This window comes from Sulfuricurvum sp. (genome assembly GCF_028681615.1).
Classification (GTDB): Bacteria; Campylobacterota; Campylobacteria; order Campylobacterales; family Sulfurimonadaceae; genus Sulfuricurvum.
Genome location: NZ_JAQUHV010000011.1, coordinates 16326 through 39015, shown reverse-complemented (window position 1 = coordinate 39015; position 22690 = coordinate 16326). Strand labels below are relative to the sequence as shown.

20 protein-coding genes are annotated in these 22690 nt (G+C 43.0%); 13 read left to right on the top strand and 7 right to left on the bottom strand.

What is annotated here, in order from left to right; genetic code table 11:
- Positions 1–12: 12 nt before the first annotated feature.
- Positions 13–1092, bottom strand: coding sequence for an epoxyqueuosine reductase QueH (locus PHE37_RS10150; protein WP_299993454.1), 1080 nt, complete (start codon positions 1090–1092; stop codon positions 13–15).
- A 3-nt stretch (positions 1093–1095) separates the two neighbouring features.
- On the bottom strand, positions 1096–1602 hold the full coding sequence (locus tag PHE37_RS10145; RefSeq protein ID WP_299993453.1) for a peptidylprolyl isomerase: 507 nt from the start codon (positions 1600–1602) through the stop codon (positions 1096–1098).
- Positions 1603–1718: 116 nt separating this feature from the next.
- On the opposite strand from PHE37_RS10145, the gene PHE37_RS10140 reads away from it, so the two are divergent.
- The 10 genes from PHE37_RS10140 to PHE37_RS10095 all read left to right on the top strand — a co-directional run bounded on the left by PHE37_RS10140 (position 1719) and on the right by PHE37_RS10095 (position 12996).
- Positions 1719–2942, top strand: coding sequence for a HAMP domain-containing sensor histidine kinase (locus tag PHE37_RS10140; protein ID WP_299993452.1), 1224 nt, complete (start codon positions 1719–1721; stop codon positions 2940–2942).
- Positions 2923–3588 (top strand): response regulator transcription factor, encoded by a 666-nt coding sequence (locus tag PHE37_RS10135; RefSeq protein ID WP_299993451.1) that lies wholly within the window; start codon positions 2923–2925, stop codon positions 3586–3588. Before PHE37_RS10140 ends, PHE37_RS10135 begins: the two co-directional genes overlap by 20 nt.
- A 133-nt stretch (positions 3589–3721) precedes the next feature.
- Positions 3722–5038 (top strand): OprD family outer membrane porin, encoded by a 1317-nt coding sequence (locus PHE37_RS10130; RefSeq protein ID WP_299993449.1) that lies wholly within the window; start codon positions 3722–3724, stop codon positions 5036–5038.
- 13 nt (positions 5039–5051) lie between these two features.
- The gene (locus PHE37_RS10125; RefSeq protein WP_299993448.1) at positions 5052–5366 is read left to right on the top strand and encodes a DUF485 domain-containing protein; all 315 of its coding nucleotides are present in this window, start codon (positions 5052–5054) and stop codon (positions 5364–5366) included.
- A complete protein-coding gene (locus PHE37_RS10120) occupies positions 5366–7024 on the top strand; it encodes a cation acetate symporter (RefSeq protein WP_299993447.1) in 1659 nt (552 codons plus the stop codon). The genes PHE37_RS10125 and PHE37_RS10120 overlap by 1 nt, the downstream gene beginning before the upstream one ends.
- Positions 7025–7126: 102 nt before the next feature.
- On the top strand, positions 7127–8950 hold the full coding sequence (locus PHE37_RS10115; protein ID WP_299993445.1) for a putative nucleotidyltransferase substrate binding domain-containing protein: 1824 nt from the start codon (positions 7127–7129) through the stop codon (positions 8948–8950).
- Positions 8950–9564, top strand: a complete 615-nt coding sequence (locus tag PHE37_RS10110) for a 3'-5' exonuclease (protein ID WP_299993444.1) — start codon at positions 8950–8952, stop codon at positions 9562–9564. Before PHE37_RS10115 ends, PHE37_RS10110 begins: the two co-directional genes overlap by 1 nt.
- Positions 9565–9576: 12 nt before the next feature.
- Positions 9577–11535: an acetate--CoA ligase gene (acs, locus tag PHE37_RS10105; RefSeq protein WP_300008563.1), complete on the top strand. Its 1959-nt coding sequence runs from the start codon at positions 9577–9579 to the stop codon at positions 11533–11535.
- A 111-nt stretch (positions 11536–11646) separates the two neighbouring features.
- Positions 11647–12174, top strand: a complete 528-nt coding sequence (locus tag PHE37_RS10100; RefSeq protein ID WP_299997182.1) for a YaeQ family protein — start codon at positions 11647–11649, stop codon at positions 12172–12174.
- 99 nt (positions 12175–12273) lie between these two features.
- The gene (locus PHE37_RS10095) at positions 12274–12996 is read left to right on the top strand and encodes an ATP-binding protein (protein WP_299997184.1); all 723 of its coding nucleotides are present in this window, start codon (positions 12274–12276) and stop codon (positions 12994–12996) included.
- Between the two features lie 18 nt (positions 12997–13014).
- On the opposite strand, the gene PHE37_RS10090 is transcribed toward PHE37_RS10095, so the two are convergent.
- Positions 13015–16074, bottom strand: a complete 3060-nt coding sequence (locus PHE37_RS10090; protein ID WP_299997186.1) for an EAL domain-containing protein — start codon at positions 16072–16074, stop codon at positions 13015–13017.
- A gap of 164 nt (positions 16075–16238) precedes the next feature.
- Between PHE37_RS10090 and PHE37_RS10085 the strand changes: the two genes are divergently transcribed.
- The gene (locus PHE37_RS10085) at positions 16239–16946 is read left to right on the top strand and encodes a YebC/PmpR family DNA-binding transcriptional regulator (protein WP_299997188.1); all 708 of its coding nucleotides are present in this window, start codon (positions 16239–16241) and stop codon (positions 16944–16946) included.
- A gap of 166 nt (positions 16947–17112) precedes the next feature.
- Positions 17113–17676: an outer membrane beta-barrel protein gene (locus PHE37_RS10080; protein ID WP_299997190.1), complete on the top strand. Its 564-nt coding sequence runs from the start codon at positions 17113–17115 to the stop codon at positions 17674–17676.
- A gap of 38 nt (positions 17677–17714) precedes the next feature.
- Here the strand turns inward: PHE37_RS10080 and PHE37_RS10075 are convergent, their stop codons facing one another.
- Both PHE37_RS10075 and PHE37_RS10070 read right to left on the bottom strand, forming a co-directional pair.
- Positions 17715–18374, bottom strand: coding sequence for a lytic transglycosylase domain-containing protein (locus PHE37_RS10075; RefSeq protein WP_299997192.1), 660 nt, complete (start codon positions 18372–18374; stop codon positions 17715–17717).
- A gap of 82 nt (positions 18375–18456) precedes the next feature.
- Positions 18457–20586, bottom strand: coding sequence for a WD40 repeat domain-containing protein (locus tag PHE37_RS10070; protein ID WP_300008561.1), 2130 nt, complete (start codon positions 20584–20586; stop codon positions 18457–18459).
- Positions 20587–20705: 119 nt separating this feature from the next.
- On the opposite strand from PHE37_RS10070, the gene PHE37_RS10065 reads away from it, so the two are divergent.
- Complete coding sequence (locus PHE37_RS10065) at positions 20706–21026, top strand: hypothetical protein (protein WP_299995592.1); 321 nt, start codon at positions 20706–20708, stop codon at positions 21024–21026.
- A 2-nt stretch (positions 21027–21028) separates the two neighbouring features.
- Here the strand turns inward: PHE37_RS10065 and PHE37_RS10060 are convergent, their stop codons facing one another.
- Positions 21029–21952, bottom strand: a complete 924-nt coding sequence (locus PHE37_RS10060) for a methyltransferase domain-containing protein (protein ID WP_299995590.1) — start codon at positions 21950–21952, stop codon at positions 21029–21031.
- Complete coding sequence (locus tag PHE37_RS10055) at positions 21949–22623, bottom strand: TIGR01621 family pseudouridine synthase (RefSeq protein ID WP_299995588.1); 675 nt, start codon at positions 22621–22623, stop codon at positions 21949–21951. Before PHE37_RS10055 ends, PHE37_RS10060 begins: the two co-directional genes overlap by 4 nt.
- Between the last annotated feature and the right edge of the window lie 67 nt (positions 22624–22690).

Below are 22690 nucleotides of genomic sequence, written 5' to 3'. Positions count from 1 at the left end.
ATGAATTCAATTCTATAGAGTAATAAGTTTCTCTCTCGTATCATCATATTTTTTTGTTTCTAAGACAATAGAAATTTTAGCGCTCGGTATCTGATCAACGACGATAATTGCCGAAGTGTTAAACGGGCTTCCCGTAAGACGAGAGCGAAGGTTGATTTCAGTTTCAACAGACGGTGCATAAAACATCAATTCTTTTGTATTTTTATATGCGGATGAGGTGAGGGTATTAAAGGTTTCAAGGGTAATGAATCGCACCTCTTCACGATTCATAAAAAACTGTCCGTCGATTTCAAAATCGATATTTCCCTGCGCCTGTGTGCGGTTAATCGTTGAATAGAAGAGGGGATAAGAAGGGATGATTTCGGAACCGACTTTGAGCGAAGAACGTAGGAGACGGTAGTTTAAAAACCGCTCTTTAATAATACGGTACGGGATAGATTGTTCTTCGAGTTCCATGCGGCGGGTGTAGAGTTCCAAACGCTCTTCGATCGAAGCAGGGAGGATCTGGCGCGAAATTGGGGAAAACATCTCATCCATCAAGCGGTGCTGCTGGTCACGCTGCATAGTGAGCCCGTAGATACAGCCGCAATAGTCTTGACGATAAAGCTGCTGATCTTTGCTAACTCTGCCCTGATCGTTGGTTCCGCCGTTTTTACGGTAGTCAAACGCGATGAACTCGACGCCATGCGTTGCGTGAAATGCATCGCCGGATTTTTTGAGCTGTTCTTGAGATTTGAGAGGGCTGACCAGCAAGGTGGTGGTCATCGATTTCTCGCCCAGCTCGAGTGCTTTGTGCGCACTCACTTCGAAACGTTTGTCGAAACAGACTTCACAGCGTGCACCCTTCTCAGGTTCTTTTTCCAAACCGCGGACGGCATCCATCCAGTTCTCGTAGTCGTATTCGCCTTCTATCAGCTCAATGCCCAGTTTTTTGCAGCTGCGCTCTACATCGAGAAGACGGAGCTTGTATTCGCTGTAAGGGTGGATATTGGGGTCATAGAAGAACCCGACGAGTTTTTCGTCGGGGAATTCCTGCTGCAGTTTCTCCATAAAGAAATGGGAATCAACGCTACAGCAGATGTGTACGAGCATAATTTAGTTTTTCTCAGCCAAAATTTCGACTTTTTCAATGATGTCGCGCATTTGGATACTGTCAAGAACTGCCATTGATTCTGCATCGTCTGCTTCGATTCCGCCGAATACGGTGTGCACGCCGTCAAGGTGAGGGCAGTTTACGAAACAGATGAAGAATTGGCTTCCGCCGGTGTTTGGTCCTGCATGCGCCATAGAAAGAGTTCCTTTGACGTGACGGTGTTTATTGAGTGATGTTTCACACGGAATAGCCCAACCCGGACCGCCTGTACCTGTACCGTGAGGACATCCGCCCTGAGCCATGAATCCAGGGATTACACGGTGAAAGTTAAGGCCGTTGTAGTACCCGTCGTTTACAAGTGCAGCGAAGTTTGCAACGGTGTTTGGAGTCTCATCGTTATACAATTTGATCCACATAACCCCTTTTGCAGTGGTCATTTTTGCCCATTGGTAGCTTGCCAATTCTTCGGCTGTAGGGGTGTAGGTTTTAAGTTCTTTGCGTCCGAACATGAATATGATCCTTGAGGGAATTTTTTGAAATTATAGTGGAACAATCTTAACTATAAAATGGTAATGGGTTATAATAGCTCATTTTAATTTGGGGTGTATGCAGAGTGGAATCTTGGTTGCAACGGCGTTTATCACGTATTTCATTACGTGAATTTCATTTTTATACCATCGTTTTTATTTTGCTTTTCACCGTAATTTTTTCTTCACTGCTGATTTATGATGAATACAAGGGATTTGAAAAAACCGTTCATTTAGAAACGTATTCAAATAATGAGATGAATATTACTAAGCCGCATGCGTTAAGCCACAGTGCGATTAAAGGGCGTTTGATCAAAATAGTGCTGGAGATTTCGACTCTGGCATTGATACTGTTTGGTTTTATCGTCGGTATCTCAAAAATCGTCAACAGTATGATTGCACGGGATATGGAACGCTTTTTAGAGTTTTTTGAATCGGTTCGGGATCGAACGGAACCGATAGATCCCAATGATCTCTATTTCAGCGAGTTCAAAAAAATGGCGGGTTATGCCAATGAGATGGCATCGACCATGCAAGAGCAAAAAGAGTCCTTACAGCAGCTCAATACCAGTTTGGAAGAGCGGGTACGGCTAAAGACTCAGGCATTGCAGATTAAAAACGATGCCCTCGAAGCGGAGCAAAAATTTTCACAAGGATTGCTCGATTCGCACAAACAGTTTATCCGTTATGCCATTCATGAGACCCATACGCCTCTCTCTGTTATTATGGCAAATATCGAGCTGTTTTCGATGAACGAGGGGCGTAACCGTTATTTGGCCAAGATTGAGGCCGCGGTTAAAAACATTTTCAGTATTTACGATGATTTGAGCTATTTGGTCAAAAAAGATCAGATCGATTATCCTGCACGTCCTGTCGATTTGGGTGAATATGTTGAAAAACGGCTTGAATTTTTCGATGAGGTTGCCCATTTCTCAAACCTTACATTCGTATACAATAGGCCTGAGTTTTCGGCTTGGATCATGTTTAATGAAACCAAATTGCAGCGTGTTATCGATAATAATATTACCAATGCAATCAAATACACTAAAAACGGTGAAGAAATTCGAGTAGGTGTAGAATGCGATACGTCAAAGTGCCTTTTTTGGGTGGAGAGCCGGTCCCAAAAAATTCATGATTCCCAAAAGATTTTTGAGGCATACTATAGGGAACGTAAAAAAACAGACGGTTTCGGGTTGGGGCTGAGTCTGGTGAAATCGATCTGCGATGAAGACGGAGTGGAGATCAGAATTGTTTCCGACAATGAGTTGACCCGTTTCGAGTATCATTTTAAAAAGGGGAACGGTGAAAATACTTCTGCTTGAAGACGAACAAATGCTCAGTGAAGCGATTCATGAATATTTGTTGGCATTGGGTCATCGTGTCACACTCTTTTTTGATGGATATGAAGCCCTTGAGACGCTCAAACAGGAGACATTCGATCTGCTGATTTTGGATATTAATGTCCCCGGAATAGACGGACTAGATCTACTCGAACAGCTGCATATGCTTAAAATCCGCCCTCCCGCAATCTATATCAGTGCACTGGTCGATATCGAGGGGATCAGCCGCGCGTATGATTTAGGATGCTACGATTATCTGAAAAAACCGTTTCACCTTAAAGAACTGTCGCTTCGTATCGATAAAGTGATGCAAAGCTGTGCAACTCCTCAGAATCATTTGCGCCTTTCGAAAAGTTACGGATACGATGTTTCCACTTCGACATTGATGTGTGATAACGTAACACAGACTCTAACAAAGCGTCAACTTCAAATTATCGATCTTCTCGCACGCAATCGCGGCAGAGTGGTCGATTTTGATCAATTCCGCTCCTATGTATGGGACGAAGAGTACGTGGATAACCCGACAATCCGCGCTGAAGTGAGCCGTTTAAAAAAAATCCTCAAAGAAGATTTCATTCAAAATATTCGCGCGTTAGGTTACATGATCGATATCCCACGTAACTATTGAAGTTACTTTTTTACACACAATCTCCTTTTTCAGGCAATTCATTCGGATAAATTTTTCTAATTTTACAAATGCTACGTTCTTGCTACGTTTCGTTTACATAATGGCAGTGTGAAAAACTTATGAAGGAGTGAGAATGAGAGGTACAGTATCTCTATCGCTTTTAGCGTCAGCTTTGGTGGTGAACGCTTTTGCAGCCGATGATTTGGCAGGAATGTTTAAAGAAGGAAAAGCAAGCGGACAAATCCGTGCTTTTTATATTGATCGCGACTATTCCCCTGGTGTTCATCGGGATGGTCTTTCTCTTGGCGGTTATTTAAAATACGAAACCGGTTCATTCTACGGTCTCAGTGCTGGAGCAGCATTTTATACGACCAATAAATTAGATAGTAAAAGTTCAGTTGCGGGTGAAAACGATACTACTTTATTCGGTTCAAACGGAGATAATGAAACCTATTTGGGTGAAGCATATCTTCAATATAAAAACGGCAATACTGCATTTAAAGCCGGACGTCAAAAACTTGATACCCCTCTTGCGGGATCGGATGATGCTCGTATGCTTCCAAACCTTTTTGAAGCGTATGTGTTGAGCAACACGGATGTGAAAGACACCACTTTGATCGCAGCGCATGTGACAAAATTTGCAGCGGGAACCTTTGCTAATGCATATAATAATCAACCGGCAGCATTGTCTCTGACTTCTGGTTACAGCGGTTTAGCAGGCGCAACCAGCATGGTTGGCACATTTACGAATATGGGTGAATATGCTATCGGTAAAAATACAGACGGCGTAAGTGTTGCAGCGGCAATCTATTCAGGTATTCCGGGATTGAAACTTCAGCTTTGGGATTATTATGCTCATGATATTCTTAATGCGATCTATGCTGAAGCAAACTATGGATGGTCATATAAAAGCGGTGTAGCACCGTATGTAGCGGCTCAATACATCAAAGAAGATGATGTCGGCAGCAGTTACGCTACTAAAGTAAATAGTGATTTTATAGCTGCAAAAGCAGGGGTAAAAGTAGCTAATTTTGACCTTTATGCAGCGGTTTCACAAAATAGCAAGGACTCATCAGCTGCTATCAACGGCGGAACCATCACTCCATGGGGCGGTATGCCGGCATATACGCAGGGGATGGTAACACGTCATCAATTTATGGCGGGAACCGATGCTTGGAAAGTTGCAGGAAGCTATAACTGGAAAGATATGGGCGTGAATCTGAATACAGGTGTTTATTACACCTCATTTGATATGGATGCGCTAAACGGCTATTCAGTTGGACATGCATGGACAGCTACTGAAGCAGGATTTGATTTTATCTATTCTCCTGAAGCCGTTAAAAACCTTCAGCTTCGTTTCCGTGGAAATTTCCCGCGTGATTTCAAAGAGACTGCGACTGTCGGCACCGGTTGGGATGAATACCGCTTTATTGCAAACTATAACTTTTAAAGGAGGTTGAATTATGAAACAAGAGATGGTCGATCGTATTAAAAACGATCCTGATTTTTTACATCTTGTCAAAACACGCACTTCATTTGCGTGGACATTGACAATCGTGATGTTGGTTATTTATTTTGGCTTTGTATTGACGATTGCGTTTGATCCGTCAATCTTGGGTGCGCAGCTCTCAGCAGGTGCTGTCACTACAGTCGGAATTCCGGTAGGGGTGGCTGTAATCGTTATCGCATTTGTATTGACAGGAATTTATGTACGACGTGCTAACGGTGAGTTCGATGAATTGACCGCTAAAATTAAAGCTAAAGCAAAGGGAGAGTGATGAAAGCGTTATTATTAGCTCTTTTCTCTGTCGCTGCGTTTGCCGGTGAGGCATTAACGGGCGCGGTTGAAAAACAACCACTTAACATGTCTGCCATTATCATGTTCGTTATCTTTGTCGGAGCGACATTGGGGATCACTTATTGGGCGGCAAAACGTACCAAAACAGCAAAAGATTTCTATACTGCCGGCGGCGGTATTACCGGTTTTCAAAACGGTATGGCGATTGCGGGAGACTATATGTCTGCGGCATCGTTTTTGGGGATTTCGGCTCTCGTTTACGGTAAAGGGTATGATGGTTTGATCTACTCTATCGGATTCTTGGTCGGATGGCCGATTATCTTGTTTATGGTGGCTGAACAGCTCCGTAACCTTGGTAAATACACCTTTGCAGACGTTGCGTCATACCGTCTCCAACAAACCCCTATCCGTACTTTGGCGGCATTCGGGTCGATCTTAACGGTTATTTTGTATTTGATCGCTCAAATGGTTGGGGCAGGAAAATTGATTCAGCTTCTTTTCGGTTTGGATTATGAAGTGGCGGTTATCCTTGTCGGTGTATTGATGATCCTCTACGTAACATTCGGTGGGATGTTGGCGACGACATGGGTTCAAATCATCAAAGCGTTCTTGCTCCTCTCAGGTGCGACGTTTATGGCGGTTGCGGTTATGGCGCACTATAACTTCAACTTTGAAACCTTGTTCTCGACTGCGGTCAGTATGAAAGATCAGACTATTATGGCTCCTGGTAAACTTGTCAGTGATCCGATTTCGGCGATTTCACTCGGTATTGCGTTGATGTTCGGTACGGCTGGACTTCCGCATATCCTTATGCGCTTTTTCACCGTAAGTGATGCAAAAGAAGCACGTAAATCGGTTTTCTATGCGACAGGATTTATCGGGTATTTCTATATCTTGACGTTCATCATCGGTTTCGGTGCGATCGTTATGGTATTCAAAAATCCACAATATCTTGATCTTGCTAAACAAGCGACAGACGGCGGTTTCCCAATCCTCGGCGGTGATAATATGGCGGCGATTCACCTATCGCATGCAGTTGGCGGCGACTTCTTCCTCGGATTTATCTCTGCGGTAGCGTTTGCAACAATTCTTGCGGTTGTTTCCGGTCTTACATTGGCAGGGGCATCAGCGATTTCGCATGACCTTTATGCAAGTGTTATCAAAAAAGGTAAAACAGATGGGTTGATGGAAATGAAAGTTTCTAAAATCGCTACAATTGTTTTGGGAATCGTTGCGATCTATCTCGGTATCGCATTTGAAAAGCAAAATATTGCGTTCATGGTCGGATTGGCGTTTGCAGTTGCTGCAAGTGCAAACTTCCCGATTTTGTTCCTCTCTATGTATTGGTCAAAACTTACCACTCGCGGTGCATTGCTGGGTGGATCAATCGGATTGTTGACAGCAGCAATTTTGGTTATCCTCGGACCGACCGTATGGGTTGACTTTTTAGGGAATGCGGAAGCTATTTTCCCTTACAAATATCCGGCTCTCTTCTCAGTAAGTGCGGCATTTATCGGAATCTGGTTCTTCTCGATTACGGATAAAAGTGATAATTCACGCAGAGAAATTGAGGCATATGAAGCGCAATACATCCGAAGTCAAACCGGTATCGGTGCTGAAGGTGCTGTTGAACACTAAATGGAACGCACAAGGAATACATCCCTTGTGCTGCGCTAGCCGCTATGGCACTGAAGCTTGCCCCGTTCGGGGCAGAGTTTTCTTATTTTGCAGGAGTTACTTTTGAGTCTATTTGACCAAAAAGCACTATTGATGTCGATTCATCCTTTCGACCTTTTAGGTGAGAGGATGATCGAAAAACTGATGACCCAGATGGATATTGCCTATTACCCCAAAGAGACGGTATTGATCGCTCCGAGGGTACGGGCGGAATCACTCTACATAATCATCAAAGGTATTGTCAATGAAACCGTGGATGGTGAACTCCAAAACGTTTATGGGGAGCGCGACAGCTTTGACGCGAACTCCCTGATTTACGGCAATACTCAAAGTACCTTTATCGTAGACGAAGATCTTATCTGCTATGAACTCCCGAAAGAAACTTTTCTAAACCTCCTTCAAGACGTCGAACCGTTCCAAAATTACTTCATGCAAGATTTCATTACCAAACACCAAAATCTAAAAGAGCGTCAGCATCAAAATGAGCTTACCCCCTTTATGGTTTCCCGTGTCGATGAGATCTATCTGCATGCACCGTGTTTTGTAGATGCATCCGAGAGCATCATAGCGGCATTGCAGAAAATGGCCCATCAGGGTGCACAGGTGATTTTGGTTCGTGATGACGAAGTGATCGGTATCGTAACCGATACCAATTTGCGTGAACGTGTCCTTTTGAGCGGGAAAAGCACTGCAGATGCAATCGGTGAAATTGCGACGTACGGATTGTTTACGATCGAACGAAGCGATTTTTTGTTTAATGCACTGCTCCTTTTTACCAAGCACGGAGTAAAACGGCTTGTTGTCACGGAAGGGAATCAAATTGTCGGGATTTTGGAACAGCTCGATCTGTTGAGCCATTTTGCCAACCATACCCATCTGATCGCAGCGTCTATCGAGCGTGCCAACACACTCGATGAACTTCAAAGTGCACAACGTTCGCTCACCCATCTGGTACGGTCATTGACATCCAAGGGGGTACGCGTACGCTATGTATCCAAACTGGTGAGCGAGCTTAATGCAAAGCTGTACCGAAAAGTTTTTGAGATGGTGGTTCCCGTGTCGATGCAAAACGATTGTGCTTTGATCGTTATGGGAAGTGAAGGACGCGGTGAACAGGTGCTTCGAACGGATCAGGATAACGGTCTGATTATCCGAGACGGGGTAGACGAATCGTTATTTATCCCTTATATGATGGAGCTAAACCGTTATCTGCTTGAGTTGGGGTTCCCTAAATGCAGCGGTAATGTTATGGTTTCCAACCCATATTGGCGTCATTCTATTACGGGCTTTAAAAAAATGATTTCCGAATGGGTCGAAACGTTTAACGAAGAGAGCTTGATGGGCTTATCGATCTTTGTAGATGCTCAGTGTGTGGCTGGAGATGCCGCATTGCTTCACGAGTGTCGAGAGTATCTATTTGACTCATTTGAGGGGCGTAACGATGTAATGGCTCATTTGGCAAAAGTGGTTTTGGCATTTGAAACACCTCTGAGCCTAATCGGCGGATTTGTATTGGGTCGAGCGGAACACGAAAGTGAACTCGATATCAAAAAAGGGGGTATTTTTGCGATCGTCCACGGTATTCGTGTGTTGGCACTTGAACATAAAATTGAGTCCACTAACACGATTGAGCGGATCAAAGAACTGAATAATATCGGTTTGTTCGATAAACGCTTTGCCAGTGAATTGATCGAAGCGTATGATACTCTGCTCAGTATCCGCTTGCGTTCTATTCTGTCGCAAAAACAGATTAGCGACGTTCAAAATTACGTCAATCCTAAATTGCTTACGAAAGCAGACCGGGATTTACTCAAAGATTCGTTTAAAATCGTCAATACCTTCAAAAAATTTCTTACGTATCATTTTCATTTGGGAATGGTCGTGTGATGTTCGAGAGTCTCAAGCGTTCATGGAACCGACGCTCTTTAAAAGATGCGAACTATGAATGGATGTTTGACCCGTATAACGGGGACGAAGTGGTGGTATTTGATACCGAAACAACAGGACTTAATACGAAAAAAGATGCAGTACTGAGTATCGGTGCGGTTAAAATAAAAGGTGACCGCATCCTTACCTCGGAGAGTTTTGAAATTTTTATGAAACCTTCACGAGAAATCAGTGCTGAAAGTATAAAAATCCACCATATCCGACCGTGCGATTTGGAGAATGCCATTGAGCCGTTGGAAGGGGTGGAAAAATTTTTGAAATTCATCGGAAACCGCCCGCTGGTGGGCTATTATCTGGAGTTTGACGTGGCGATGATGAATCGTCTCATCAAGCCGTGGCTGGGCATAACTTTGCCGAATAAACAGATTGAAGTTTCAGGACTCTATTTCGATAAGAAAATTGAGCTTATCCCACAAGGAAATATTGATTTACGGTTTGATACAATCTTACGTGATTTAAATATCCCGAGAATGGGTCAGCACAATGCGTTAAATGATGCAATTATGACTGCAATGGTCTATATAAAACTAAAACATACACACAAACTACACTAAGGAGCCTTAACTATGAGCGATACCGTAAAACCTACTTTTCACCCGAACCGAGAGTTTGCAAAGCAAGCCCGTATCAAAAATATGTGTGAATATCATGATCTGCAAACATGGGCACATGAAGATTATGAAGGATTCTGGGGGCATTTTGCCAATGAAAAAATTGACTGGTTTTCACCGTATACCCAAGTTCTCGATGAAAGCAACGCACCGTTTTACAAATGGTTTGTGAACGGTAAACTCAATGTCGCTCACCAATGTATCGACCGTCACCTCTCAAGCCGTAAAAACAAAGCGGCGATTATTTTCGAAGGTGACCGTGGTGATAAACAAATCATTACGTATCTAGAGCTCTATTACAATGTTAATAAATTTGCAAATCTCCTCAAAAATGAGTTCGATGTCAAAAAAGGTGACCGCGTTGTTATCTACATGCCGATGATCCCTGAAGCGGCGTATGCAATGCTCGCATGTGCCCGTATCGGTGCGATCCACTCGATCGTATTCGGCGGATTCTCATCTGAAGCGTTAAAAGATCGTATCGAAGATGCGGAAGCGAAATTGGTTATCACCGCAGACGGTGCTTTCCGTAAAGATAAACCGTATATGCTCAAACCGGTTGTTGATCAAGCAATCGATGAAAAATCTCCGGTTGAGAAAGTTCTCGTAGTCGAGAGAAACAACGAAGATATCACATGGGTAGCGGGACGCGATTACTCTTACAACGAACTGATCAAGTCACAATCGAGCATTTGTGAAGCGGAAGTGATGGATGCGGAAGATCCTCTTTTCCTTCTCTACACATCAGGTTCTACCGGAAAACCGAAAGGGGTTCAACATAACTCTGCGGGATATATCCTTTGGGCACAAATGACGATGGAATGGGTATTCGATGTCAAAGAAAACGACACCTACTGGTGTACGGCAGACGTCGGCTGGATTACCGGACATACTTATATTGTCTACGGACCGTTGGCGATGGGTGCGACGACGGTAATGTTTGAAGGGGTGCCTACGTACCCTGACGCGGGACGTCCGTGGAAAATGGTCGAAGAATACAAAATCAACCAATTCTACACCGCTCCGACTGCGATCCGCGTATTGCACAAAATGGGTGAAGATGAGCCGGCAAAATACGATCTTAGCAGCCTAAAAGTCCTCGGAACCGTCGGTGAACCGATCGATCCTCCGGCGTGGAAATGGTACTACGAAGCAGTCGGCGGAAGTAAATGTGCGATCGTCGATACCTACTGGCAAACTGAGACGGGGGGACATATCGTATCTCCGTTACCGGGTGCGACTCCGATCAAACCTGCGTGTGCAACATTCCCGTTACCGGGGATCATCGCTGAGATCCTTGATCCTCAAACGGGTGTGAAAGTACCGGCAGGAGAGGGCGGTTATATGTGTGTAACCCGTCCTTGGCCGTCAATGATCCGCGGTATCTGGGGCGATCCTGAGCGTTTCGTGAAATCGTACTTCGGTGATGTGAAAAAAGACGGAAAACCAGTTTACTTCACCGGTGACGGTGCGATCTACGACGAAGAGGGATACATCACGATAACGGGACGTACCGATGACGTTATCAACGTTTCCGGTCACCGTATGGGAACCGCAGAAGTAGAAGCGGCATGTAAAAAACACCCTAACGTCGCCGAAGTTGCCGTTGTCGGTAAACCGCACGATATCAAAGGTGAGGGGATCTTCGCCTACATCGTCCTCAAAAGCGATGACACCGTCGGTGAAGAGATGGAGATGGTCAAAGAGATCAATAAAGTGATCATGAAAGAGATCGGTAACATCGCTATCTGTGATGACATCGTTTTTGTTCCGGGCTTGCCGAAAACACGTTCAGGAAAAATCATGCGCCGTATTCTTCGCTCAATCGCGAAAGGTGATGCGATCACTCAGGATATATCGACGCTTGAAGATCCAAGTATCGTAGCTACTATCGAAGCAAAAGTCAAAGGGTAATTACCTTATTTTTCCTTTCTTCCCCGCTTCGGCGGGAAACCTTCTTTAATCACTCATTTCCATGAACTAAGTCCCCTTATGCCATAATCACACATTTACAAGGGAGTTCTTATGGCCGCAGGTTCCACGATCTACAAAGCACAACTCAGTATTGCCGATATGGATCGCAACTACTATGAAACCCATGAAATTACGATCGCCCAGCACCCCTCAGAAACCGATCAGCGTCTCATGATCCGCCTTGCGGCATTTGCTCTCAACGCGAGTGATAGGATGGTCATTACCAAAGGGATCGGGGGAGACGATGAACCAGAATTATGGGAGAAAAACTATGCAGGTGAGATCGAGCTGTGGATAGATCTGGGACAGATGGACGAGAAACGGCTGCGCAAAGCATGTGGACGAAGCGAGAGGGTGATCGTCTACACCTACAACACCAAAAGTGCCGTTGCATGGTGGAAACAATACGGCTCTACGTTTGCGCGGTTTAAAAATCTTCGTGTAATCCATCTGCATGCTGAGGGGATAGAGACTCTATGCGAGCGCTCCATGCGGCTGCAGTGCAATATCAGCGATGGAGAACTCTCTATCCACAGTGATTGCGGAGATGTTACAATAACGCAAGAAGAGTGGCAATAATACGTCACTATTCTCTACACACTCTCTGGCTTTATGGCTAAATCTGTTTGCATTGGCTATACTTAGACCCTTAGATTTACATCACGATTGGATTAGACAATGAAACGAATAATTGGAAAATTTAAAAGTTCTATCGCAAAATTAGAGCTGCATGATCGCGTATTGCGTGAAAATACTCTTATCTTGGCAGAACCGGGTTCGGGTAAAACGCATTTAGCCAATAAAATCCGTGAGTTTGTCATAGCGAGCGGTTTACCGACGCTGTATCTTGATTTCTCAAATCCTGACATCGACCAGATTGAAGAGCGCTTTAAACACGGGAGTGATTTTCACTACATGCGTTTTGATGAGAGCAATGAGTTCAATGCTGCTTTGGATATTGCCATTGCAGAGCGTAAAAATATCTATATGGCGGTAAGCCCAACTTTTTTTGCCAGCAAACGGGATATCAAAAGTAAACTTTCCCAAATGATGCAAAAACGGGAGTTACTTGAAAACTATTATTATTTCATGCAGGAAATCGCGAGTTTGGAAGGGTTCTATACCAAATTCGAAGACTTTATTTTCTATATTTTCGACCTTGTCAATCTCAAAAAATTCGGCCTTACCTTCTTGACTCAGCCGCATGAGATTTTCGAAAATCCGCGTATTAAACTGCTCTTTTCATTCTTGTATATCGGACGATGCTCAAACGCCTATTACTACAATACAACCGTATTGCGTAACATGAAACCGCATACTTTTTTGTATCAGCACCGAGTCGATAACCGTTCGCTTCTCTTTAACAATATCCAAAGCGACATCGTTTTTATCGACGATTAGTTGTTTCTTTGGCATCACTCACATCATCGAGGATGCGGAGTGTTTCTCTCTAAATAGTTCAAACGCTTCTTTTGGAAGCGGTTTTGAAAAATAGTATCCTTGGATTTCATTGCATCCTTGCTCTCTTAGATACTCCAGCTGTGCAATCGTCTCAACTCCCTCGGCAATGGTGAGAAGTCCCAAACTTTTTGCCATATTGATGATAGCTGCGACGATTGCTTTGTCTTCTGGATCGACGTTGATATCCCGAACAAAGGATTGGTCGATTTTCAGTTTATAGATATTGAATTTTTTGAGATAGCTTAGGGATGAATATCCGGTACCGAAATCATCGATAGACATTCGGATCCCTTTTTCATGTAACTCATTCATGATGGTAATAGCTCTGTGCGGATCGTGCATCGCGACACTTTCAGTTAATTCAAGTTCGAGATATTCAGGTGCTAATCCTACATCTTGAAGTATCTCGGCGATTACAAAAGGCAAATTAGGCGACTTAAACTGTATCGCCGAAAGATTGACAGCCATTATAATCGGCTCCAATCCTTCATCCATCCATTGTTTGGCTTGATTGATTGCAGTGCGCAGTACCCATTCGCCTATCGATAAAATCAGTCCGCTGTTTTCGGCAATGGGGATAAATTCCATAGGGGAAATGATCCCAAATTCAGGATGATTCCAGCGTAAGAGAGCTTCAGCCCCGATGATTTTTTGATTTGCAGACGAAAATTGAGGTTGATAGACGAGAGAAAGTTCGTTGTTATTGATAGCATGACGTAATGCATTGTTCAAGAGAAGATTGCGTGTTGATCTCTTTTGCATTTCTTCTGTAAAGAAGCAGTAGGTATCTCGCCCTTCTTGCTTTGCCCGATACATAGCAGAGTCGGCATTTTTCAGAAGCAGTTCCATATTGGTACCGTCTACAGGGTAAATGGCGATACCGAGAGAGGCCGTGACAGAGAGTTCGTGACTTTCGATAGAAAAAGCAGGTCTAATGATTTCTAAAATCTTCTGGGTAACTTGAGCAGCACCGATGCTGTCGGTATCAGGCAGGAGTAAAATAAATTCATCACCGCCCAAGCGGGAGAGAGTGTCTTCTTCTCTAATAGAAGCTTTAAGCCGTTTGCTCACGTCTCGGAGCAGTATATCACCATAGCTATGCCCGAGAGAATCGTTGATCTCTTTAAAATGATCAAGATCGAGAAATATGATAGCAAAGTGCCGGTTATTTCGTTTAGAAAGACTCAAATTGTGGTTAAAGTGCTCTTTCATATGTTCACGATTTGGTAAACCTGTTAGGGAATCAAAATTGGCCAGATAGTGTATTTTATTTTCGATCTCTTTTTTTTTGGTTATGTCTTCAGCTAAAGACATATAATGGGTGATTTGATTGTCCTTTCCGAAAATCGGGGAAATTTTAAAGGAATGAAGATATTCGCTTCCGTCTTTATTACGGTTAACCAATTCTCCATTCCATATTTCTCCTTTTATTAAGTTCGACCACATGTTGACATAAATACCGGGTGATGTTTTGTCAGACTGTAAAAAGCGGGGGTTTTTGCCAAGCACTTCTGATTGAGTATATCCGGTCATTTCACTGAAGGCTTTGTTGACGTACTCGATATTAGCATTAAGATCGGTGATAATGATAGATGTCGGGCTTTGTTCCAATGCTTGGGATAATTTGATGAGTTCGCTTTCGTTACGTTTACGTTCGGTGATGTCTCGGGTAATTCCGAGCATCATGGTGATATTCCCCTCGGAATCGTGCATCGGAACGGCATTGGTTTCGAGCCATCTGTGTGTCCCTTTGAGGCCGATGATCTCAAATTCGAATTTATCTTTTTCTCCCTGCATGATACGGTTGTGAAGGGCCATAAAATCAGCGCGATATTCGGGGAGGAGATAATCGGAAATAGAAAGTTTTTGTGCTTCTTGAAGAGTATCGGCTTCGAGTATTGCTAATCCCGCCGGATTCATCTCGAGCAGTTTCCCCTCGCGTGAAATCAGTTTGACGCATTCAGGTTCGTTGGCGATAATGGATTTTAGACGTTCTTTGGTTGCGCGCAGATTGATTTCGGCTTTTTTGCGTTCGGTAATGTCTTCCCCCGACGTCAAAAGACCGATGATATTTCCTTTCTCATCAAAAAGTGATGTGTTACGCCAAGCAATTAACCTCTCTTCGCCGCTTTTGGTGAGAATCGGATTTTCGAAATAGGTAATTCTTTCTTTATGTTCTTGCGTTAGAGAATCGGCTACTTCATCGACTTTTGTCTGGAACCGTTTCGGAAGAAAATGTTCGACCCAGTTCTTCCCTATTATCTCTTCGGCTGAGTATCCGATCACTTCGCATCCGTATTGGTTGATAAGCTTGACATTCTTATCGGTGTCGAGCACCAGAATAATGACGCCGACTATATCGAGATAGTTTTGCGTAGCAGTTTTTTCTCTTAGCAAAGCCAGTTCAATATTTTTTCGTTCGGTGATATCGTCATAGATTCCTAATACGCCGATAACTTCATCATATTGGTTGACGAGAGGGACTTTCGACGTGCTAAGCCAGATCCTTCCCCCATCCGGTGTTGTTTGAGGTTCTTCAAAAGAGAGTTTCAACTCCCTCGCATCAATGACGTGGCGATCATCGGCGCGGTACAATTCGGCTTGTTCTTTCCAGCTGAGTTGGTAATCATTTTTTCCGATTATTTCTTCAGGTGAGTTCTTTCCGGCATCTTTCGCGAATGCAGTGTTGCATCCCAAATACTCAAGCTCTTTGTTTTTCCAAAAAATTCTTACAGGGGCGGTATCGATAATTTTGGTAAGGAGAGTGTTGATGGAAAGAAGATCATTGAGCCAGCGTCTCAGCAAAACATATAAAACGGCACCGGTTGCAAATACAAAGAGAAACCCTTTTAGTAACTCCAATTCATAGATAAGAGTCGGGTTTTGAGTGAATAATTTGACTAAATACCCTGAAATTACAATCCATAATGAACCAACCGTTATATAAATCAATGAGAGTGAAAGAGGTGTTAATGAAAAATGTTTAAAAAAACGGCGTAGCAGATTTTTCAAATTCATAAATCACCATCCTTTTGATTGTATTATTGAGATTTTGAACTATTCAGTAAGAAAGAATAACATAGTTTTGTTAAATAATGGTAATTAACAGCCGTTGTCTTAATCATTTAAAGCAGATATAATTCCAATAATTTTTTGAGTTTATTTCGAGAGGAGAATACCGGATGGGAAGAGCGTTTGAATATCGCAAAGCGGCAAAAATGAAGCGATGGGGAAATATGTCGAGAGTATTTCCAAAACTGGGTAAAATCATTACGATGGCAGCAAAAGAGGGTGGGGAAGACCCCGATATGAATCCGAAACTTCGTACTGCTATTTTGACAGCCAAAGCGCAAAATATGCCAAAAGACAATATCGATGCGGCAATCAAACGGGCATCAGGTAAAGATGCTATTTCATTGGCTGAAATGAATATCGAAGGCAAAGGGCCGCACGGTGCTTTGTTTTTTGTAGAGTGTGCTACAGATAACAATGCACGTACTATTTCCAATGTTCGAACGATTTTCGGTCGTGCCAAAGGGGAAACACTCAACAATGGTTCATTGGAATTTATGTTCAGTCGTAAAGCGGTATTTCGATTTCCAAAACCGGCTATGGATTTGGAAGAACTCGAATTTGCACTCATAGATGCTGGATTGGAAAGCATTGAAGAAGAAGAGGGCGAAGTGAGTGTCTACGGTGAATACACCGCATTCGGAGCTTTATCCGCCGAACTAGAAAAAATGGGGATCACACCCGATAGTGCAGCCTTGGAGCGTATCGCAAACTCTCCGGTAGAGTTTAGTGATGAGCAAATGGCGGATATCGAAAAACTGATCGATAAGCTTGAAGAAGACGATGACGTCCAAGCGGTTTATACCAATATCGGATAACATGAATTCAAAGAGGGGGACACCCTCTTTTTCTATATTCCCAGTCTTTTTTAGAAAAAATCATTACGCTACATTCTCTTCATCACACTTTTATCACATACTTAACCACTATTGTATGGATTATATGTTATAGTAATTCCTTATAATAACCGCAGTAGGAGAGAGAATGAAGTTTTCAATGGTTACAAAAGCCGTTTTAATGACGTCTTTAATGTTCGGATCGGCAGTCACTGCTAAAGAATTCAAGGTTCTGCCGATTTTAGACAATAACTTTTGTCCAAACATACAGGTAGGGCTTTCTACCGGATATATGAACTTGAAAAATGTAAATGCTGAGGGGGCTACCGTAGGGATAGAAATTTCTCTTGACTGCCCCGTGTTCACCCTTCCATGGGATAACCTTCGACAGCAAATCATGTTGAACCATTTTAACAGTGACGGTTTGGAGATGACCAATCTCGAATTTAACCCTTATTATCTCATTAGCTTAGGCAATAATGTGGAGTGGGGATTCGGTCCGGGATTTGGTGTGATTTTTTCCAAAGCACAAAAAAGCGATACAGTATTTACTCTCCAGGCAGGAACCGGTTTGAAGTATAACATCAGCAAAGAGGTGTATACGGGCGCCGATATTCGATATCAATGGACTCAGAAAGCTGATCTCTCCGACGGATATAAAGAAGACCTTGATAATTATCGCGCACAGGTTAAAATCGGGTATCGATTCTAATCACTTCATTTTTTCCGCTCGTTCAAAGAGCGGGAAATCTATTCATCCTTATTTACTTCCTCATCCGTTTTCGAATAATGTATTTTTGCATCCATTAAAAGAGTCTTCGCGAAATGGGCTTTTGTCCCTGATGGAAAATGGGGATCTTTTAGTAGTACCGATATTTTCTTGCTCTTATTTTTTTCGATGAGTTCTTTGAGATTGCCCTCTCCCATAGCGTATGCAAAATCAGCCAGATACCACGTTCCAAACTCTTTTTTAAGACTTCTGATATAACGGATGACCGCATCGGTAGAGCGATTAATATCAAGTCGTCCGTCATTGCCTTTTTTGACCGAAAGCCCGAAGTTTTTGGCACTTTGTTTACTGAATTGCCACAAACCGGCAGTATTGTATCCTTTAGCATGAGGGTTGAATTTTGATTCTGAGTAGGGGATCATTGTAAAAAAGAGCGGAATTCCGGCTTCGCTGAATTTGGCTTCGATAGGCTTTAAATCATTTTGTGTTGCTTGATAGCGTTTATAAAGAGAGGCTATGGTTCCGCGATAATGATCCAATGTCGTGTCCAAAACCGCCGTATCGAGGATGGATTCATTACTTTCTAACGACTGAAGCGAGAGATCAATCGATTCAACATCGCTTCTTCCGAATGCACATAGGGCCGAGAATAGGATAGTGATCGCCAGGCGTATTTTCATTGTTCCTCTTCTCCTCTAATATATGAATATTTTATAATAGCCAAAAAAAGTGAAGATTTGCCTGCCGTATACAATAAATGAATCAAACAATATGATCGGGTAGACTTTGCAGATTATGGAGCCATTCGTCCCGTTTTTGCAGATGCAGCTGTGAAGGGTCAAGTTCCGTTGCCAAGTTCTCTTTTTTTGCCTTTTTTAAGAGATGACGGATTTCAGTGTCGACCCCGAATAATTTGCAATAATTGACGACTCCTGATGAAAAAGTTGTCTGTTTTTTGGATTGCAAAACTTTGAGCTGTATTTGATACGCCATTCGCAGAATATTTCCGATTCGCTCATAACGCTCCGGAAGGTTCATAAGATTTTCAAGCGTTGTTTTAATGGATACAATATCACCCCGTACGGCATACTTTTCACACAAGAGTAATTTTTCCTGCCATTTGTATTCCAGTTCCTGTGCCCAAGGGAGAATCATCAGCTCAGGATAGGAATCGAGTATATGATAGGCAGAACGCCATTGTTGATGGGTAATGGCATGATTTAGATTGGATGCCTGAGTTGAAAATTTTTTCAGCTGAGTGTATGTTTCTTCGTATTGGACAATATTGCCCAGTTCATGCAGCAATAAAGATGCCTGATCGAAAGCTTGATTTTTGAATGCTTCGATTATAGCGTTTTCCAACTCTCCCGCTTCGTTGATCAGTTGGGTGTATGAGGGGAGTTTACGCAAAATGGAATACTGCTGGGTCAAATGGTTCAAAAGATGATAATCACGCTCATGAATTGCTTTTGAATAGGTTTTCAATACATCTGAATGATGAAGTAAAAGTTGAATCATAGGGCGTTTGCTGTTTACGGATGCGAAAGGTTCAAGCTCCTTTTGTGCCTCTTTTATTTTACCGAGAAGAACAAGTTTTTGTGCTTTTGTAAAACGCTCGGTCCAAATTTTTTCCGTTTGTTTGTAAAAGGTAGTTGTTTGCAGTAGCGGAGTGGATTCAACTAATCCGTAAAAAGGGGAAAACTTTCGGCTATCAAACAGAAATTTGAGCCGTTCAATGTAAGTGAATGCATTGAGTAACGGTGCGATATCTTTGGACTTGACACTTTTAAAAGGTTCTAAAAACTCTTTTGCCTGATCGATGTTTCCCTTTTCTAATGCGTATTTGGCTTTTTCCATTGCATTATCAAAGATGGATTCTAATACCCTGTACGATTCGCTCTCCCGCAATAACGGTTCTTCTTCACAAAAACGATAGGCTTCCACATAGGCATTTGAATCGATGAGTGCATCCAGCTGAGTGATCGGTTGAAGATCAAACTCATAGAGTTCTCCGTTTTGTGTTCCGACAAAGAGATGTTCGTCGGCATCTTTACACACCCAGGTAATGGGAGATTCGAGTTCAATATAGCGCTCTTTAAAAACTTTCATCGTTTCAATATTGATCAGGGTTAGGGAACGCTGTTGAGATGCTGCCAGGACATAGGGGGTAGACCCGACGTTCAAGAGGTGGACAATAGGGCCTAAAGAGGTGGAAACCCTTTGATTGGGAAATTTTTTATTTCGGGAAATCTTTAATAAAACACCGTCTTGATTCCCACTGATGAGTGCATCTTTATAAAAGACGATTGCCTGATTTTTCATCGGACCGGGATGAAACCGTTGGGTATGCGTTTGACTTCGATAATTCGTGACGACGATGTTTCCCCCATACCCTGAACTGGCAAGCAAATTATTATGAAATGCCAAGGCAGAAACGAAGTTTATTTTTGGTTTTGTGTATAGCGAACTGTATTCGGGAAATGAGTGTAATCTGGAAACCAGAGTATTGGTATCATACCTCCATAAAAGAACACGGCCTTGATCCGTACCGCACACAAAATGAGAACCGTCGGGAGAAAAAGCGATGGCTGTCGGGGATTGTTGATCCAGTTCAAAACGGTTGAGGAGCTTTTTTTGGTTCAGGTCAACAATATGCAGAACATTACTTTCCTTTGAACCGAATACCAGCCGCATATGTTTGGAATCAAAGGCATAAAGGAATTCGGAGTGTTTTGGGACGTTTAAATGGAGTATCTTTTCTTTTGTATCGGTGAGTATATTGTAAAAAAAGATTTCATGTTCGGCCGTTACGATCCCTAGCTTAGAGGATGGTAACGGCATCATGAAAGCGATAGATGATTCAAATTGCGCCAAGCGGGTTTTGAGAGGCATTATTCAATTTCTTTATCATAGAGTATCTAAGGAGTATATCATAAACGCAATATAATATTCATTTGAATCAAGATTCGCTACAATGGTGTTAAGAAGTATATGTTAAAAAGGGTGAGGCAATGCAAGCGGAAAGAAAACAGATCATTCGATATGCTTTAGACTATGATATTCAGGATATTAATACGTATTCTGGATATAAAGGTGACTTGATTGTCAAAATCGCTACCAAGGATATGAAGGCTGTTGTTGCTATCCGAAAATTTGCTATGGATTTATCGATAAAAGAAGTAGTTGTCAAACAAAATGCTCATTTGGAACAATTTGAGGTTTTTTGTGTTACTCCTGATAAAGATGTGTACCATTTAAAAACTGAAGAGATTATCGACGAGATTCATAGCGAACATCCGGTAGATCCATGGGATAGAAGTAAACTTAAATAAATCTATATTTTTGTACCGGTTAGAAAGAGGTAATCTTTTCCTGTAACGGTTACCCGGAACTTCTTTTGCTGCAAATATTTTTTACAATAGTAAATGTCTTTTACCAGTATCGACATCTCCGAGTAGGGGTAGTTCGGCGCTTTTGCACCGTAGATCATCTCTCCGCCCATCCAGCGGCAGTTTGGAAATCCCAATATTATTGCCCCTTCTTTATTCAAGTACTCTTGTACTAAAGAGGCAAAAAGTGATTTAAATTCCAACGTACTGCTTTGCAACGTCCCGATTGTGATGATGAGATCAAAACGTCCTAAATGCAGTGAAGCGAGATCGTTGATATCGTGAACATAAAAGGCGGCATTGCCCTCGTTAAACCGTTCACGTGCAACGGTGATCGCACTGTCGGAGTGGTCGATACCGATGAGGGAGAGATTCATATACTCTTCATGAGGCAGGAGTGTACGGATGAGGTCGAACTCGTCTCCCGTGTTGATCCCCAGATTCAAAATCCGTTTTCTCTCCCCGACTTTGACACTTCGCAAGGCACGCAAATAGGCGCTCAAAAATGCAGGTTCTTCGTTTTTATGGATCGCCGCGAAACGGGATGCCGTACCGTATTTTTCTTCTTTGGCTTCACTTGCGTGGAACGAGTCGCTGAGATCGAGTTTCTCATAGGTTATAGCGACGGTGTGTTCGGTAACTGTTTTGGGGGTCAGCATCCGGCAAAACAGCAGTTCCCCTAAATCACTCCATGCTTTATAGCTGCGATAGAGATAGTCGGTTCCACCAATGGTTATAGTTTCGCCCGCATAGTGTCCGCGGCCGAAGTCGGGGTTAAGGACTTCAAAAGTAAGCGTATTGTTTTCTTTGAGGGTGTTATGTGCCCATGAGAGGATATCGGTCATGGGTTCGGTTGTAAATATTTTCAAAATAGCTCCCGTGGTTGATTCCAGAATTCGAGCTGTTTTTTGCACTCATTGCTGAGGAACCGTTCCCCCTCATCGGGCGGGGCAATAAACTCAAATGTTTCACCATTTAGAGTAAAGCGTAGGGCATAAGCGTGCAGATATCCCCGTTCCTCTTTGCGCGCATCGTCGCATGCCGCGTAACGCTCATCCCCCGCGATAGGGGAACCGAGGGATTTGAGGGCGACACGGATCTGATGGGTCTTTCCTGTATGCGGTTTGATGAGGAAAAACCGCTCATGGGTTCGCAGAGCGCAACTGATAAACTGGGTGATGGCGGGATTGTCCATCGTGGTGAGGAGTTTGTAATCTCCCCGTCTGGCACTGCTCATATCCCCTTTGATCCACCCCATTTTTTTCTTCGGTTTGCGCATGCTGATCGCGAGATAGTATTTTTCGACCTCTCTGTTTTCAAACATCTTTCCAAACTGTGCCGCCGTTTCGCTTGTTTTGGCGAGGATCACCAATCCTGAGGTCATCTTGTCGAGGCGATGGACGGGGAAGAGAGGGATGCCGAGCTGTTGGCTGACTTGGACGACAAATCCCGCTTCTTCCTCGGAGTGGAAGTTTACGCCTGCACTTTTGTGGGCGATGATGAATGCGGGGTTGTCAAACACAATGCGGATAGCTTCCAAAAAGACTCTCTCGGTAAAAATTAGGTTTGTAATTGTACCGAGTATTAATATAGCGTTTACACGCATT

Excerpts from the sequence above, each read along its gene's own strand:
- PHE37_RS10095 (WP_299997184.1), top strand. The coding sequence starts at position 12,274 with ATGAAACGAATAATTGGAAAATTTAAAAGTTCTATCGCAAAATTAGAG.
- acs (WP_300008563.1), top strand. The coding sequence starts at position 9,577 with ATGAGCGATACCGTAAAACCTACTTTTCACCCGAACCGAGAGTTTGCA.
- PHE37_RS10090 (WP_299997186.1), bottom strand. The coding sequence starts at position 16,074 with ATGAATTTGAAAAATCTGCTACGCCGTTTTTTTAAACATTTTTCATTA.
- PHE37_RS10120 (WP_299993447.1), top strand. The coding sequence starts at position 5,366 with ATGAAAGCGTTATTATTAGCTCTTTTCTCTGTCGCTGCGTTTGCCGGT.
- PHE37_RS10145 (WP_299993453.1), bottom strand. The coding sequence starts at position 1,602 with ATGTTCGGACGCAAAGAACTTAAAACCTACACCCCTACAGCCGAAGAA.
- PHE37_RS10075 (WP_299997192.1), bottom strand. The coding sequence starts at position 18,374 with ATGAAAATACGCCTGGCGATCACTATCCTATTCTCGGCCCTATGTGCA.
- PHE37_RS10100 (WP_299997182.1), top strand. The coding sequence starts at position 11,647 with ATGGCCGCAGGTTCCACGATCTACAAAGCACAACTCAGTATTGCCGAT.
- PHE37_RS10085 (WP_299997188.1), top strand. The coding sequence starts at position 16,239 with ATGGGAAGAGCGTTTGAATATCGCAAAGCGGCAAAAATGAAGCGATGG.
- PHE37_RS10150 (WP_299993454.1), bottom strand. The coding sequence starts at position 1,092 with ATGCTCGTACACATCTGCTGTAGCGTTGATTCCCATTTCTTTATGGAG.
- PHE37_RS10080 (WP_299997190.1), top strand. The coding sequence starts at position 17,113 with ATGAAGTTTTCAATGGTTACAAAAGCCGTTTTAATGACGTCTTTAATG.
- PHE37_RS10070 (WP_300008561.1), bottom strand. The coding sequence starts at position 20,586 with ATGCCTCTCAAAACCCGCTTGGCGCAATTTGAATCATCTATCGCTTTC.
- PHE37_RS10130 (WP_299993449.1), top strand. The coding sequence starts at position 3,722 with ATGAGAGGTACAGTATCTCTATCGCTTTTAGCGTCAGCTTTGGTGGTG.
- PHE37_RS10125 (WP_299993448.1), top strand. The coding sequence starts at position 5,052 with ATGAAACAAGAGATGGTCGATCGTATTAAAAACGATCCTGATTTTTTA.
- PHE37_RS10065 (WP_299995592.1), top strand. The coding sequence starts at position 20,706 with ATGCAAGCGGAAAGAAAACAGATCATTCGATATGCTTTAGACTATGAT.
- PHE37_RS10110 (WP_299993444.1), top strand. The coding sequence starts at position 8,950 with ATGTTCGAGAGTCTCAAGCGTTCATGGAACCGACGCTCTTTAAAAGAT.